At 67.2% G+C, this 14,417-nt stretch carries 8 protein-coding genes; 6 read left to right on the forward strand and 2 right to left on the reverse strand.

Annotation, left to right across the window (positions count from 1 at the left end):
• Positions 1 to 148: 148 nt before the first annotated feature.
• The 5 genes from FHR82_RS01835 (at position 149) to fxsT (ending at position 9,746) form a co-directional block, all read left to right on the forward strand.
• Positions 149 to 955 (forward strand): sugar phosphate isomerase/epimerase family protein, encoded by an 807-nt coding sequence (locus FHR82_RS01835; RefSeq protein WP_184808450.1) that lies wholly within the window; start codon positions 149 to 151, stop codon positions 953 to 955.
• A gap of 32 nt (positions 956 to 987) precedes the next feature.
• Entirely contained in the window at positions 988 to 2,397 is a 1,410-nt protein-coding gene (locus FHR82_RS01840; protein ID WP_184808451.1) for a M20/M25/M40 family metallo-hydrolase, read from the forward strand.
• Between the two features lie 121 nt (positions 2,398 to 2,518).
• Positions 2,519 to 4,249, forward strand: a complete 1,731-nt coding sequence (locus FHR82_RS01845) for a VMAP-C domain-containing protein (RefSeq protein WP_184808452.1) — start codon at positions 2,519 to 2,521, stop codon at positions 4,247 to 4,249.
• Positions 4,250 to 4,261: 12 nt separating this feature from the next.
• Positions 4,262 to 5,359, forward strand: a complete 1,098-nt coding sequence (locus FHR82_RS01850) for an AAA family ATPase (RefSeq protein WP_376706379.1) — start codon at positions 4,262 to 4,264, stop codon at positions 5,357 to 5,359.
• Between the two features lie 67 nt (positions 5,360 to 5,426).
• Positions 5,427 to 9,746, forward strand: a complete 4,320-nt coding sequence (gene fxsT / locus FHR82_RS01855; RefSeq protein ID WP_221463258.1) for an FxSxx-COOH system tetratricopeptide repeat protein — start codon at positions 5,427 to 5,429, stop codon at positions 9,744 to 9,746.
• 6 nt (positions 9,747 to 9,752) lie between these two features.
• Here the strand turns inward: fxsT and FHR82_RS01860 are convergent, their stop codons facing one another.
• Positions 9,753 to 11,606 carry an HEXXH motif domain-containing protein gene (locus tag FHR82_RS01860; RefSeq protein ID WP_184808454.1) on the reverse strand — a complete coding sequence of 618 codons (1,854 nt, stop codon included), beginning with the start codon at positions 11,604 to 11,606 and terminating at the stop codon, positions 9,753 to 9,755.
• Positions 11,607 to 11,958: 352 nt separating this feature from the next.
• Between FHR82_RS01860 and FHR82_RS01865 the strand changes: the two genes are divergently transcribed.
• Positions 11,959 to 12,288, forward strand: coding sequence for a hypothetical protein (locus FHR82_RS01865; RefSeq protein ID WP_184808455.1), 330 nt, complete (start codon positions 11,959 to 11,961; stop codon positions 12,286 to 12,288).
• Here FHR82_RS01865 and FHR82_RS01870 read toward each other — a convergent pair.
• Complete coding sequence (locus FHR82_RS01870) at positions 12,285 to 13,805, reverse strand: Nramp family divalent metal transporter (protein WP_184808456.1); 1,521 nt, start codon at positions 13,803 to 13,805, stop codon at positions 12,285 to 12,287. The genes FHR82_RS01865 and FHR82_RS01870 overlap by 4 nt on opposite strands.
• Positions 13,806 to 14,417 lie beyond the last annotated feature (612 nt).

A 14,417-nucleotide genomic window follows, 5' to 3' on the forward strand; every position in this document is an offset into this window, starting at 1 on the left:
GGGATGGAGCTAGCGGGAAAGCGCTTTCTCAGGTACTTTCCGAAGCGATACGAGGCGAACGTGACCACGAGGAAGTGCACGGATGAACCACGGGATCAACAGACGGAGACTGCTCGCGTTACTCGGTGCGGGCGTGGCGGGAGCGTCGATGGCGGGCACTGCCGGCACTGCCGGTGCCGACCCCCTCGCGGCGGGCGGGCGCCGCAGGCGCATCCCCCGCGGCGGGATCGGGATGCACCTCTACACGGTCCGCGACATACTCGCGGCCGACCCGCTCGGCACGCTGAAGGCGCTGGCGGGGATCGGTTACCGGTGCGTCGGGGTGAGCGCGTTCCCGCGCCCCGCGGCGGAGATCAGGGACATGTGCGCGGAGGCCGGCCTCAACCCGGTGATCCTGCACGTCGGGCACGGTGACATCACCGGTAACTGGGCCGCGAAGCTCGCCGACGCGAAGACGATCGGCGTGAAGTGGGTTGTCCTGTCGTCGTTCCCCGGGAGCATGTACACCGTCGACGGCATCCGCCTCGGCGCCCGGCAGCTCAACGAGGCAGGTCAGGCCGCCCGCGAGATGGGGTTCGGCCCGCTACTGCACCACAACCACGACTCCGAGTTCCGCGTGGTCGACGGCACCCGCCTTTCCGACATCCTGTTCGGCGAGACCGACCCGCGCTACGTCGGGTTCGAGCTCGACCTCGGCTGGGCCGACCGGGCGGGCATGGACGGCAGGCAGCTGTTCCTCGACCACCCGCGCCGGTTCCCCGTGCTGCACGTCAAGGACCACAACGGCCAGGGCGGGTGGGCCGATGTGGGCCACGGCGTCATCGACTGGTCCGAGACCTTCGAGACCGCGCACGTCGGCGGCGTGAAGTACTGGCTGGTCGAACGCGACGACCTGCCCGCACCGCTCGACACGGCCAGGAACAGCTACGAAACTCTTGCCAGGCTTAGGTTCTAGCGATCACACCGTTCTCGGTGTAGGCAAGAGGCATGACTGAGAACACTCGGCGGACGTTTCTCACGGCGACGGTCGCGGCGGCAGGCGGCGCGGCACTCACGGGTGTACCGGCGGTGGCCGGCGCGTCGGGGGCGGGTGGCGATGACGGCCGCCCGCCTCTTCCCCAGCCGCCGGACAAGGAGCTGCGCGCGATCCTGCGCGAGGTGGACCCGGACCGCATCGAGGCGATCGTGCGGAAGCTGGTGTCGTTCGGCACCAGGCACACATTGTCCACACAGGACGACCCGGCGCGGGGCATCGGTGCCGCCCGGGACTGGATCTTCGCCGAACTGCGGCGCTACGCGGCGGCGTCGAACGGCAGGATGACGGTCGAGCTGCAGTCCTACATCCAGGAACCGGCGCCCCGGATCCCGGTCCCTACCCGCATCACCAACGTCGTGGCCACACTGCGCGGCTCGGTCACCCCGGAACGCGTGTACGTGGTGTCCGGCCACTACGACTCGCGCGTCACGGACGTCATGAACGCGACCGCCGACTCCCCAGGCGCCGACGACGACGCGTCCGGTGTCGCCGTGTCCATGGAACTGGCCAGGATCATGGCGAAGCGGGCACCCGAGTCCACGATCGTCTTCGCCGCCGTGGCAGGCGAGGAGCAGGGCCTGTACGGCGCGCGGTACATGGCCGCCCAGTACAGGGCGGCGGGCACCGACGTGCAGGCGATGTTCACCAACGACATCGTGGGCAGCAGCCGAGCCGACGACGGCACCCGCGACCCGCGCACCGTCCGGCTCTTCGCGGAAGGCGTCCCGACCGCGGAAACCCCCGCCGAGGCCGCGACCCGCCGCTCGGTCGGCGGCGAGAACGACTCACCGCCGAGGCAGCTGGCCCGGTTCGTGCGGTCGGTCGCGGACAACCGCGAGACCGGCATGGACGTCCACGTGATCTACCGCAGGGACCGCTACCTGCGCGGCGGCGACCACATCGGCTTCCTCGAGCAGGGCTACCCGGCCGCGAGGTTCACCGAACCCAACGAGGACTTCGCCCACCAGCACCAGGACGTCCGCGTGGTGGACGGCAAGCAGTTCGGCGACCTCCCGGAGTTCTGCGACTTCGACTACATCGCCCGCGTCGCCCGCGTCAACGGCGCGGCACTGTGGTCCCTGGCGACGGCCCCGGGCACCCCGAAGGACGTCCGCGTGCGGACCAGCAACCTCACCAACGACACCGAGCTGTACTGGCAACGCGGCACCGAACCCGACCTGGCGGGCTACGAGATCGTGTGGCGCGAGATGACCGAACCGGACTGGACCCACGTCATCCGCGTCGGCGACGTCACCACGGCGACCGTCGACATGTCGAAGGACAACTTCTTCTTCGGCGTGCGGGCCGTGGGCCGGGCCGGTCACCGCAGCCCGGTCGCCTACCCGGCACCGGGCGGCTGACGTGACCTGACAGATCTTGGTCAAAACCGGGACTGCGCGCCTCTGACATCGTGGTCGAAACCGATAATCGACGACGTCGAAGGCCTGCCGACCTCCGACGGTGTCCCGTGGAGGTTTCCGCATGCCGGAGTCGCTCATGGTGTTGGTCGATGTCGCCGGTTTCACCCGCTCGGACAGAACGTTGACCCATCAGGTGACGGTTCGCGAGGGCCTCTACAAGGTGCTGACGGCAGCGTTCGACAAGGCGCGGCTCGACTGGTCGTCGTGCTACCACGAAGATCGCGGCGACGGCGTGATGATCCTGGTCCCCGCGGACGTGCCCGCGGTCGTGCTGGCGGACGAGTTGCTCGACCGCATAGTGGCAGCACTGCGCGAACACAACGCGGTGCACGTCCGCGAGGCCTCGATCCAGCTGCGGATCGTCCTGCACTCGGGCCAGGTCGAACGGGACGCGGCGGGGGTGGCGGGGCCCGCGCTGAACTTCGCCTTCCGCCTGCTGGCGGCCCCGGTCGCGAAACGGGTGCTGCACGAGTCGACGGGCATCGTCGCGGTGGTCGCCAGCGAGATGTTCTACGAGGGGGTGATCTCCCAGCGGCCCGCCGCCGCACCCGAGTCGTACGAGCCGATCCGTGCCGAGTTCGACGGCTTCTCCAGCGGTGCGTACCTGCGCCTGCTGGGCCAGATGTCCCCGCGTGCCGCTCCGGTGCCCGACCCGCCGGGTGTGCTGGGCCAGTTCGCGGGCCCGGAGATGGACCGGATCCGGGGCTGGCTGGGCGATGTCAAGGAACCGGCCTTCTCCGACATCGCACGCCGGGCCGCGCGTTCGGCGCTGCCGCTGCCCCGCTTCAGCGACGCCTGGCACGCCTTCGCCCAGTTGGCGGACCTCAACTCCGGCCCGGACGGCATCTCGCCCGCGCTCGTCTACCTGGACGCCCTGGCCACGGAGGTGGGCGGCGAACTGGGGGAGGTGATGACCTCGTGGGTGGACCAGCAGGTCGGCCTGATGGGAATCGAAGAAGCCGTCGCGGACCGCAGGCGGGAGATGGCGCGGCCGGTCGTCGCCGAGCAGCGACTGCACCTGGTGATCTCCCTGGAACATGACGGAATCGAGCCGGATCGCTATGTGCTGTCGGCCTGGCGGCAGGACGATCCGGAGGCATGGACACCGGTCCGCAGCGACATCAGGGAAGTACGGCTGGCCGACATCGAACGGGTGGTCGACGACGTCGTGGTGGCCGCAGAACGGGCGTGGGCCGACCAGCGAGCCGCGGTGACGCTGGAGGCGTTCCTCCCGAGGGCACTCCTCGGACTGCCCGTCCACAGCTGGTGCAAGGAGCACGACACCGGCCAGCCACAACCGCTGTGCCTCGACTACATCATCCGCGTCCGCTCCCTGGACCGGCTGCGGGCCACGCACTGGCACCGCGCCTGGCGAGAACGCTGGCAATCGCTCCACGAGAACCCGTCACCAGCGCGAATTCATTTCGCCAGAGAAGGAGAGGAGCGGGTCGATGTCGCGCTGCGCGACCACGACGCGGTGGCAATGGTGCTCAACGGCCCGCCGCTGGTTTCCGTGAGCTCGACAGTCGACGAATTCACGGCGGCGTTGAGAAGTGGCCTGCCGGTCCTGTTGTGGTGTCCGGGTGCTACTTCCGAAGAACTGCACGATCTGGTGACATGGCTGGCCGAACGGGGTGGCGACTTGCTCGACGTGCCACACCGAAGTAAAACCTCCAGACGGGCGGCGCTCGGGTCATCCGTCTACCCGTTTGAGGGGAAACACGCCCGTGACATGGTGGTACTGTGGGACGACCCTGAAAGAGCAGTCGAAATCGGCCGGCCCGCCTCCTAGGGGATGTCGCGGATGAGCGCGCACGACCACGGTGTGGACCAGACGCCCCAGTCGGCGGCGTCCGATTGGTGGATATACCGCGGCACCGGCCGACCACTGCACGACGTGCGACTGGCCGACCAGCTCCCGCCCCCGCCACCGTGGCGCCGCTTCCGGGGCGAGCCGCCTCCCGGCCCGGAAACCCTACCGGTGGATGACTACGAAGCGGAACGCAGGTTGGGTGCGGAATTCCACCTGACGGCAGAAGACGTAGATCCTCGCGAAATAGACATGGTCAACGCTTCGTTGTTCCTGCGTCGGCCCTTGCTCGTCACCGGGAAACCGGGATCGGGGAAATCAGCGCTGGCATACCGGGTTTCTCGGGAACTGCGCTTGGGCAGAGTGCTGCGGTGGTCCGTGACTAGCAGAACCACACTGCAATCCGGCCAGTACGAATATGACGCCATAGGCCGAGCCCAAGCCGCCGCGACCAGTTACGCAGCAGCTCGCAGGGCGGAAACAAACGGATCAACAGACGTCGAAGAGCCCGCCATCGGTGACTTCATCCGCCTGGGCCCGCTGGGTACGGCGTTCCTGCCCACCCGGACTCCGCGCGTGCTGTTGATCGACGAGCTGGACAAATCGGACGCGGATCTACCCAACGATCTGCTCTCCATCTTCGAGGACGCGGAATTCGGCATCCCCGAGCTGGAGCGCATCCGCGCCCATACGTCGACCGTACGCGTATTCACCAGCGACCGGAACGGAAGCGCCACACTGACCGACGGTCGCGTAGCGTGCGCCGCCTTCCCGGTCATCATCATCACCAGCAACGGAGAAAGAGAGTTCCCGGCGGCATTTCTACGCCGCTGCCTACGCCTGGAAATGCGCGAGCCGGACGCGAACCAACTCGCGGCGATGGTCGCCAACCACATGTTGGACCAGGACGGCGTCCATTCCGACCGGCTGATCCGGGAATTCGTGGCCCGCAGCGCCGAACTGGACGGCCTGCCCGCCGACAAACTGCTGGAAGCCGTGTACCTCGCCACCTCGGGCGCGTTCCGCGAGAACGGTCAGAGCTGGCCCCGCCTGCTTGACGCACTCTGGCGCCGGCTGAGTTTGGCGCCCTGAGTTGTCCCGCCCGGCAGGCGTCCCAGGGCCCGGTTTCGCCGGAACGGCGAGACCGGCGAACGCCGCCATGCCGATCGACCGACTCGACATCGACGACCTGACCTGGCACGAACTTGCCGAAGCGGTCTACCTTGCCGCGGTCATCCGCCCGCGGGCGGAACCCGAGCCGCCCGCCGAGCCGAAGTCCCCACCGAACGACGCCGACCGGGTCACCCCGCAACGCGACGAACCTGACGACAACAAACCTGATGGACCAGATCCGGTCGAGGACGACGCACCTGCGCCGGAACCGACCGTACGTCCCGAACCAGGCCCGGCGCGTGAGCGACCACAACAGAACCCCGAACCCGAACCGGTGGCGGCGACCGGGAACGTCACCGCATCGACGTCCCCAGCGGGTTGGTCATTACACGATCGATTGAACATCACTCGAGCTCTCCGGCCGCTGAAACGCCATGTGACGTCCCGACGCGTAGGCGACGTGGTCATGGACGAGATAGCGACCGCCGAACGTGCGGTGCAAGATCAGCTGTGGTGGCCGGTCACCCGGCAACGACGCGAACGATGGCTGGACCTGACGATCGTCATCGACGCCGCGCCATCCATGGCTCTGTGGCGACGCAAAATCGCCGCCTTCGTCGAACTGCTCGAACAACTGGGCGCCTTCCGCACGGTCCGAGTCCGCCGCCTCGACACGAACCGGTCCGCGTCAGGAGTGCCGTTGCCGCCGGTCCTGTGTGGTGCCGCCGGCCCACGCGACCCGTCCGAGATGGTCGACCATTCCGGCCGAAGCGCGGCACTGGTGATCACCGACGGTCTGGGCGAGGCGTGGCGCAGCGATCTCATAGGACCGGTGTTGGCGCAGTGGGGCAGGGTCATGCCGGTGGCCGTCATCAACTGCCTCCCGCAGTGGATGTGGGGCCGGCACGGGCCGGCGCTGCACCGCGCACGACTCTCATCCGAAGAAGATCTACGGCCAAACCGAACCTGGTCGATAGAACTTCTCGACGCATGGTTGGCACCCGTCCCGGAACAAGCATTACCGGAAAGTGCTCTCCCGGTACCGATCCTGGAAATGGGTCCACGTTGGTTGGCATGGTGGAGTCGTCTTCTCACGACCGGTCACCGCAACCCAGCGGACGCGACCGTCCTCCTGGCCTCGGGCAAGCCACAACCACGGGTCAGCGTGTACGCGAATATCCGCGAGCCATTGACAGCCAGAGCCCGCATTGCGGAGTTCCGCTCGATCGCGTCCCCCGACGCGCAACGCCTCGCACAATTGCTGGCGGCTCTGCCAGGGGATATGTCGGTGGCCCGCCAAGTCCAAAACGACTATCTGCCTGGGACCGGACCTGAACTTCTGGGTGAGCTAATGGGCGCCCGGCTACTGCGGTACGCTTCGCGCACCGCACGCGCGGGATCCACAGAGGACTCAGGCGTATACCACATCGCAGAGTCGGACCGCGAGATTCTGCTAGAAGGTGCACGTCGCTCGGAAACAGCGGGCGTTGTGCGGATGGCCGCCCACCACCACGGTCATCGAATAGATGCGTTGGCGCTGCTGCGTGATGCCATCGCCGATCCGGACAACACCCCGGAACCGACGCCGGCAGACCGGCCGCTCCAGCGCATTGTCTTGCGTGCGCTCAGTGGTCCGTATCTTCTCCGAGTCGAACGACTGGACCAAACCTCGGAGCCAGACTCGGCGGCGCCGCCTCCAGTTCCAAGTCCCGCCGAGTCTCGCGAGAGTGTCACCATGTCCCAAGCGGCCGAGCGCGCCGATGTCCTCAGTCAGTCCCCGGCAATCTCGGCCGCTGAGAGAGAAGCCTCCCAAAGCACCCAATCCACAACACCGCAGACGACGACGTTCGTCCATGGATTAGGTGAACGCCAACCGGGTGATCCACCTCCGGTTTGGGGCAACGTCCCGCCGCGCAACCTCAACTTCACCGGCCGCGACGACCTGATCGACGAGCTGCACGCACACCTGACAGCCGGCGGCACAACGGTGGTTCTCCCGGCGACACTGCACGGCATGGGCGGTATCGGGAAGACCCAGACAGCGGTGGAGTACATCTACCGCCACTTGGACGACTACGACCTCGTGTGGTGGATCGCGGCAGCACAGCCGACGCAGGTCCGCTCCGGGCTGACAGAGCTGGCAAAGCAGCTGGGCCTGCCGGGAAGCTCGGAGGCGCACACGGCGGTCCCGGCCGTGCTGGAGGCACTGCGCCGAGGTAACCCGATACGTCGGTGGCTGCTGGTCTTCGACGCCGCGGAGAGCCCGGAGGCGGTCCGGAGGTTCTTCCCGTCCAACGGGCCAGGCGAAATCCTGGTCACCTCCCGCAACCCCGCGTGGGCAGGCGTAGCCCGCCCAGTGGAGGTCTCGGTCTTCCGCCGGGAGGAGAGCAAAGAACTTCTACGCCGCCGAGGCCCGGACATCAGCGACGGCGACGCGGACCAGATAGCCGACAAGCTGGGCGACCTCCCGTTGGCGATCGAACAGGCTGCGGCCTGGCGCGCGGAAACCGGTATGCCGGTACGCGAATACCTCCGCCTTTTCGAAGAAAAGGTAGCGGAAATCTTCGAGTCGTCCTCCACTCCCGACTACGAAGTATCGCTGGCAGCCGCATGGAATGTTTCGTTCGACGAACTGCGAAACCACAACCCTGCCGCACACCAAATCCTGCTGATCTGTGCGTTCTTCTCCTCAGAGCCGATCTCCCGCGACTTGTTCACCGGTGTGCGCAACGCACAGATCTCAACCGAGCTGGACGTGACCCTGCGCGACCCCATCGCGCTGGCGCGCGCGATCCGCGAGATCAACCGCTACGGGCTGGCGAAGATCGACCACGGCAGCAACACGATCCAGCTGCACCGCCTGGTCCAGTTGGTCCTCCGCAACCGCATCACCACACCGACGATGCAAACCCAGATGCGCCACGGCGCACACCAGCTACTGGCGAACATCGATCCGAACGACCCGGAGAACAGCCGGAACTGGCCGCGTTACCGGGAGCTGCTGCCACACGCCTACGCGGCGGACGTCGTGAACTGCACCGACGGCTGGGTCCGGCAACTGGTCATCAACCTGATGCGCTTCCTGTTCCAGTGGGGCGACCACGAAGAGGCTGCGATCCTGGCGCAGCACGCCTACCGGGACTTCACGGACAAGTTGGGCCCGGACGACCCGCAGACACTCGAGGTGGCATGGCGCCTCGGCTTCTACCTGTGGGTACTGGGTCGCTTCAACGAGGCGGCAACGCTGAACCAGCGCACGTTGGAACGACGGATCCTGGTGTCGGGCGAGGACAGTGAGGAAACGTTCGGCGTACAGGCCAATATCCTGGCTGACCTCAAGGCCAAGGGTGAGTTCGCGGAAGCCAAGCGACTGAGTGAGGAGGTCCTGCTCAGGACGACAAGGCTGTTCGGTCCGGATGATCCGGAGACGCTGCAGGCCGCCAGCCTGCACGGCATGAGTCTTCGGCTGATGGGAGACTTCTCCGCTGCGCGGGAGTTGGACGAGAACACCTATCAGAAGAGGGTCGAGATTCTGGGCCGCGACAACCTCCAAACGCAGGGCTCCTTCATCTCGATCGTCGTCGACCGGCGTGACGCGGGCGAGTACTCCTGGGCGCGGATCGAACAGGAGAAGCTTGTCGAGCGAGCGATCGAGCAGTTCGGCATCGACCGCCAGGCCACCCAGATGCGGATCTACATGCTTTCGATCGCCCGCCGAAAGGACGGCGACCACCAAGGCGCGTTCGAGTTGTCGGGACCGGTGCTCGACAACTTCCGCCACCGGTACGGGTCCGAACATCCGCACACAGTTGGTTGCGTACTGGCACATTCCATCGACCTGCGTCACGCAGGCGACCTGGCCGAAGCTCGAGGCCTGGGTGAGGAAGCGTATGACAGTTATCGGCGATTGCTGGGAGAACACCACCCACACACGTGTGCCGCGATGGTCGACCTGGCGGTGACTCTGCGGCTCAGCGGTGACGCTGCCGGCGCACGTGCCCTCGACGAACGGGCGTTCGAGCAACTGAGGACCAGCCTCGGTGCCGACCACCCCAACGCGGTCGTGGGCGGCATCAACCTGGCGAGCGACCTGGCGGCGATCGGTGAGACCGATGCCGCGATCGAACTCGGTCAGGAGATGCTCGAACGGTCGCGCGGCTCACTCGGACCTGACCACCCCACGACGTTGGCCGCCGAGTTGAACATCATCTTCGACCTGCGGACGGCGGGACACGACGGTACCGACGTGCGGTTCTCCGACGTCCTGGCCCGCTACCGCCGAACGCTGGGAGAAGCGCACCTCGCGACCAAGTCGGCGGCCGGTGGCAGTCGCGCGAACTGCGACATCGATCCGTTGATCCTCTGAAGGCGGTCAGTACACGCTCTGGCCGAGCCACGTGGCGAGCCGTTCCGGTGTGGGCACGTCGGGCGACACGGTGGTGATCCGCCGCCACACCGCACGGACCAGCTCGGGGTAGTGGGTCAATGCCCGTGCTGCTGGGCTGGTGCCGACGCCGGCGAGCGCGAGTCCCAGGCCGATCCACGACGACACCCGGTCGGGGTGCTGTGCCAGCTCGGCCCGGTAGCCGCGGACCGCGTCGTCGAACCGTCCGGTCGCGTAGGCCAGGTCCGAGGTCGTGACGTCCTCCGCCGACCGCCACATCGACGCCAGCTCACGCCGGTCCGCCAGTGCGATGTCGAGGTGGATCAGGTGGGTTCGTGCCTCGGACGACGAGCCGTCCGGCACGGGCGTCGGAGGGGGATCGACATAGGCGAAAGCGGGCGGAGGGTGAAGCTGGTCGGCCAGCCACGCCTCCGCCAAGATCACCACCGAACGGTGGTCCGGCCGGAGGTGCCGCATTCGGTAGCCCGCGTGGTGATCCGCGGTGATGGCCTCCGCGCGCCGTCGGAGGTCGTCGGGTACCGGTTCGGCCAGCCACGGCCGCAGTCGCTCCGCGATGCCGTCGACGAACCTGCGGCCCGTGGTCGTCAGGCTCGCGTCCCGGTGCACGGAGTCGAGCACGCGCCACGTATCACCGCGTGACTGGGCGAACTCGAACATGGCTCGGCGCGCGAGCTTTCCGTCGTGGGCGCGTGCGATCTCCCGCCAGAAAGCCGCGATACCGAAGAACGCGTAGATCCCCTGCAGGGTCTTGCCGATGGGTCGTGGATCGGGACGCCATGGCACGTAGAACCGTTCACGCGGGTCGTCTTCGTGCAGTTGCGCGAGGTGCAGGACCCCACCGAGGACGATGTGCTGGAACTCGTGCACGAGCGTGGCCGCGAGTGTCGGGGCGTCGTCCGGCCGTGCGATGAGGGCGCTGCCGAACGCCTCACCGGTCGACGCGCTCGCACTCCGGAACGGCGCGGCCGGTCCGGGTACGACGGAATCCAGACCAGCGGAAAATGCTTCTGCGCGCTCAGGGAAATGCTGCGCGATCAGCCGCCACGCTCCCGTCAGTTCAGCTCGCCACGCGCGCAGTTCGGCCGGGTCCATGCGCCGGGGGCGCATTGGTTCGTGCAGTCCGCGATACGGATCGATGTCGTCGAGCCGGGTCGTGAGACGATGCCGCCCGGCTGTGGCCGTCGCATCGCGTACGGCCCACCAGTTCGGCCGGTCGGCGTCAAAGGGCTCGGTCAGCACCACCAGGCCGAGGTCGTTCGTGATCTCTGCCCGGCCCTGCGTGCCACGCACCTCGGCCACCGAGTGTGGCTCGTCGGCAGGCAGGTGTGCCATGCCCAGAGTCGGCAGGATGACACCGCCTTCCCACACCGGCACGATGGCGTGGAAGTTCAGCCGGGCGCGGATCGCGGCAGCGGCGGCGACAGCGTGGACATGCCCTACGTGTGACCACATCGGACAGACGCCGGTTATTCCCTTGCGTAGCAAGCGGATCGTGTACCCTGCCCAGCTCCCGAGATAGGGGTGGGCGAGGACGAGTTCGAACACGTCGGGACTTCTGGTCTCGACTCTGGCCAGGAGTTCCCAGGCGTCCTCCGGTGACGGGAGAGGGGCGAACAACTCAGGCGTCTTGCTGACCTCGTCCATCAGCGCGCGCAGAAGAAGCAGCCGCCTGCTGCGTTCGGCGTGGCGTAGTCGGTGCACTACCGCCGGGCGGATCTCGCCGCGGGCCAGTTCATCGAAGTCGGACCAGGGCAACTGGTGGAACGTGGCCTCAGGTGAGTCCGGGGTGTTCCGGTGCGGCGCGACGTCCCTGGGTGGCATCGGTTAGTCCACCCGTTCTCCCTGGCCGGACTCACCGCTTTTCTTGTCCCGTAGAGCGCCGGTTCGCTCCAGTGCGTGATGCACTGCCTGGCGGATCGCTGAACTGTTCAGCCCGCGTAAGCGGGCGAAAGAGGTGGTGCTCAAGTCGATCAACAGGGATTCGATGCCCGTGTCCGTGGTTTTCACGTCGTGGCCCCCTCCACCCGTTCATGGCTTGCGCCCAGTGTTTCCATCATCGCTCACCGTGGTGGATTCGGGAAGTGGGGGTGAATTCCGGTGAGTGTGCCAACTGGCATACGCGCTGGTCGCGGTGTGTCCGACCATGGTCATACCGGGAGAGAAGGGGCGAATCATGGACAACCACGCGAGGACACTGGCCCGTCAGGCCGAATGGACGCCGCAGTCCGGTGCGAGCAGGCCGGTCGCCTTTCCGCCGCATCCGCCGTTGCAGTCCGGGGGCTGGTACCGCGGGGCGGACGTGGAACTGCCGGGGCCGGGGCGGCCGCCGGTGGGTGCGTCCTCGGGGATGTCTGCTCGGGCGGCGCTGATGTTGACCCTGATCTTCGGGCTGATCGGGGTGCTTGCCAGGTCGTTGGACGACGGGGCGTTCGCGGTCGTGGTGACGGTGGCGGTGCTGGCGGCGCCGGCCCTGCTGCTGCGGGGCCGGCGCCGGAGCGACTAGAACGACACCAGCGGGCCGCCGGTGATGAACTCGTAGGCGAAGTTCACGAAGAAGAAGCCGAAGAACAGCACGTTCAGCACCAGGATCACGTAGTGCCATGGGCGTGGGCGTGCTGCCTTCGGGAGCCGGGAGTTCAGGTACATCAACGCGAACGGGAACATCAGCGCGCCGAAGTTCGACATGTTCGCCGAGATCTGCACCAGTTCCACGGGGAGTGCCAGGTGCAGGGCGGCCGCGATGACGACGAGGACCACCAGCATGTAGGGGTAGTAGAACTTACGCGGGTCACCTTCCAGCCTCCGGCGCAGCCGGGGGCTGGTCGCGTGCGCGGCGTCGGTGAAGTTGCGTACCAGGGCCTCGAAGATGCCGAGCTGCGTGGAGAACAGGACCAGCACACCGACGGTGAGCATCAGGTAGAACATGCCCTGGCCGTAGTCTGCGCCCAGGTGTTCGGCGGTGAACGTCGGCACGTTCGCGGTCGTGGGTACGTCGCCGCTGGTCGTCACCACGTGGGCCATGAGGATGGTCGGCAGCAGCATGCCGATCATCGCGCCGCAGAAGAAGACCAGCCACAGGTCGATCATCAGCAGCTTGTACCAGCGGCGCCAGCGCGTCGTGTTCTCCGGCGTGTCCGGGAACGTCACGCCGACGGAGCGGATCTCCTCCTGTTTGCCGCGCATGCCGGACAGGAACCCGACCTTCGAGCCCATGCCGTAACCCTTGTCGCGGTAGTGGTTCATCGCGTACCAGTTCAGGCCGGACGCGAGGGCGGTGAACCCGGCGAGCGCGCCGAGCGTCGTCGCCGTGATGCCTTCCGGTGGTGCCGCCGGGGTGACGAGGCCGCGCACGCCCTCCCACCAGGTCGACCACGGCACGATCAGGACGCACACCACGATCAGGACCGCCAGCAGCGTGCCGACGATCACCCAGTTGGCGAGCTCGAGGGTGCGGGACACCTTGCGCGCCAACGCGGTGATGAGGAAGACGACGAGCAGCAACCCGATCGCGAGCAGCCGCACCCACTCGATCTCGTCCGGCCGGTGTACGCGTCCGGTGATCAACGCGAACAGGCCCTGCCCCGCGCCGGCGGCCCATCCGCCGAAGATGAACGCGAAGTAGAACGCGATCAGGGAGAACGGAACCCACAGCTTCCATCCGGGCGGCACCCGTCCGAACCCGACGATCGGCACCTCGCCGGTCGCGGTCACGTAGCGTGCGCACTCGACGTTGTAGAACGTTTGCAGGATCGCGGAAACGGTGATGACCCACCCGACACCGACGAAGCCGAACTCGCCGATCGCGCCGGGGCCGAGCAGCCACTCGCCGCTGCCGACGGAGATCCCGAGCGCGATCAGGCTCGGGCCGATCACGAACTGGATAATCTGCCGCACACCGAGCTTGCGGACCTTGAACACTTCTTCCGGTTCCGGCAGGTCAGCCACGGCCAGCGGGGGCCGGCTGACGCCGAGCGGGTATTCGGTGGACTGAGAAGCGCGTTCATCGACATCTTTGGCCATGACGACCTCCTCAGTCTGATTTAGCGCACGACGAGATTCCCGTCAATTGTCCTTTCCGGACAACGGAGAAGTGTTCGCGATGCGAACAGGCTCCGGTGAGGTCCGGTCCTGTCCCGAAAGGAAACGTGAGCACGTCGGTCTCCCTCCAGGAATTCCTCCGACGTGTAGCCGCCGTAGGATGACGCCCGGGGACCGCGACAAGGTCGGATCGACCCGGACCGTGACACCGGCGTTGAGCCGCACCGAAGGTGCGGAGCCCGATGAGTGCGAACCGCCCGCACGGCGGTGCACAGGGCGGCGCGATAACCGGTGTCGGCGGTCCAAGGGGACCATGGAAGCACTTCCTGGGGGAGTGCTTGGTGCCCTTCCACGGAAAGCGGTCCGACGCGTATCGGGCCGGGCCCGGCTGTGCCACCGCGTGCCTGGCAGGGAAAACCGCTGCGTGTACGCGCCTCCGACGACGCCGTGAGCGCGTTGTGTTCGAGTCGACGCAGTGCGTTCCTGGCAGCGTCCAGCCTGCCGAGAGCGAGCGCGCACAGCACGACGTACCGCTCCGCCACCGCGACCTGGAGAGCCGACCTGGCAGCCGCGCTCGCTTCCCGGAACAGGTCC

The organism is Actinophytocola algeriensis (assembly GCF_014203735.1).
GTDB lineage: Bacteria > Actinomycetota > Actinomycetes > Mycobacteriales > Pseudonocardiaceae > Actinophytocola > Actinophytocola algeriensis.

Excerpts from the sequence above, each read along its gene's own strand:
- FHR82_RS01870 (WP_184808456.1), bottom strand. The coding sequence starts at position 13,805 with ATGGCCAAAGATGTCGATGAACGCGCTTCTCAGTCCACCGAATACCCG.
- fxsT (WP_221463258.1), top strand. The coding sequence starts at position 5,427 with ATGCCGATCGACCGACTCGACATCGACGACCTGACCTGGCACGAACTT.
- FHR82_RS01845 (WP_184808452.1), top strand. The coding sequence starts at position 2,519 with ATGCCGGAGTCGCTCATGGTGTTGGTCGATGTCGCCGGTTTCACCCGC.
- FHR82_RS01860 (WP_184808454.1), bottom strand. The coding sequence starts at position 11,606 with ATGCCACCCAGGGACGTCGCGCCGCACCGGAACACCCCGGACTCACCT.
- FHR82_RS01850 (WP_376706379.1), top strand. The coding sequence starts at position 4,262 with ATGAGCGCGCACGACCACGGTGTGGACCAGACGCCCCAGTCGGCGGCG.
- FHR82_RS01865 (WP_184808455.1), top strand. The coding sequence starts at position 11,959 with ATGGACAACCACGCGAGGACACTGGCCCGTCAGGCCGAATGGACGCCG.
- FHR82_RS01840 (WP_184808451.1), top strand. The coding sequence starts at position 988 with ATGACTGAGAACACTCGGCGGACGTTTCTCACGGCGACGGTCGCGGCG.
- FHR82_RS01835 (WP_184808450.1), top strand. The coding sequence starts at position 149 with ATGGCGGGCACTGCCGGCACTGCCGGTGCCGACCCCCTCGCGGCGGGC.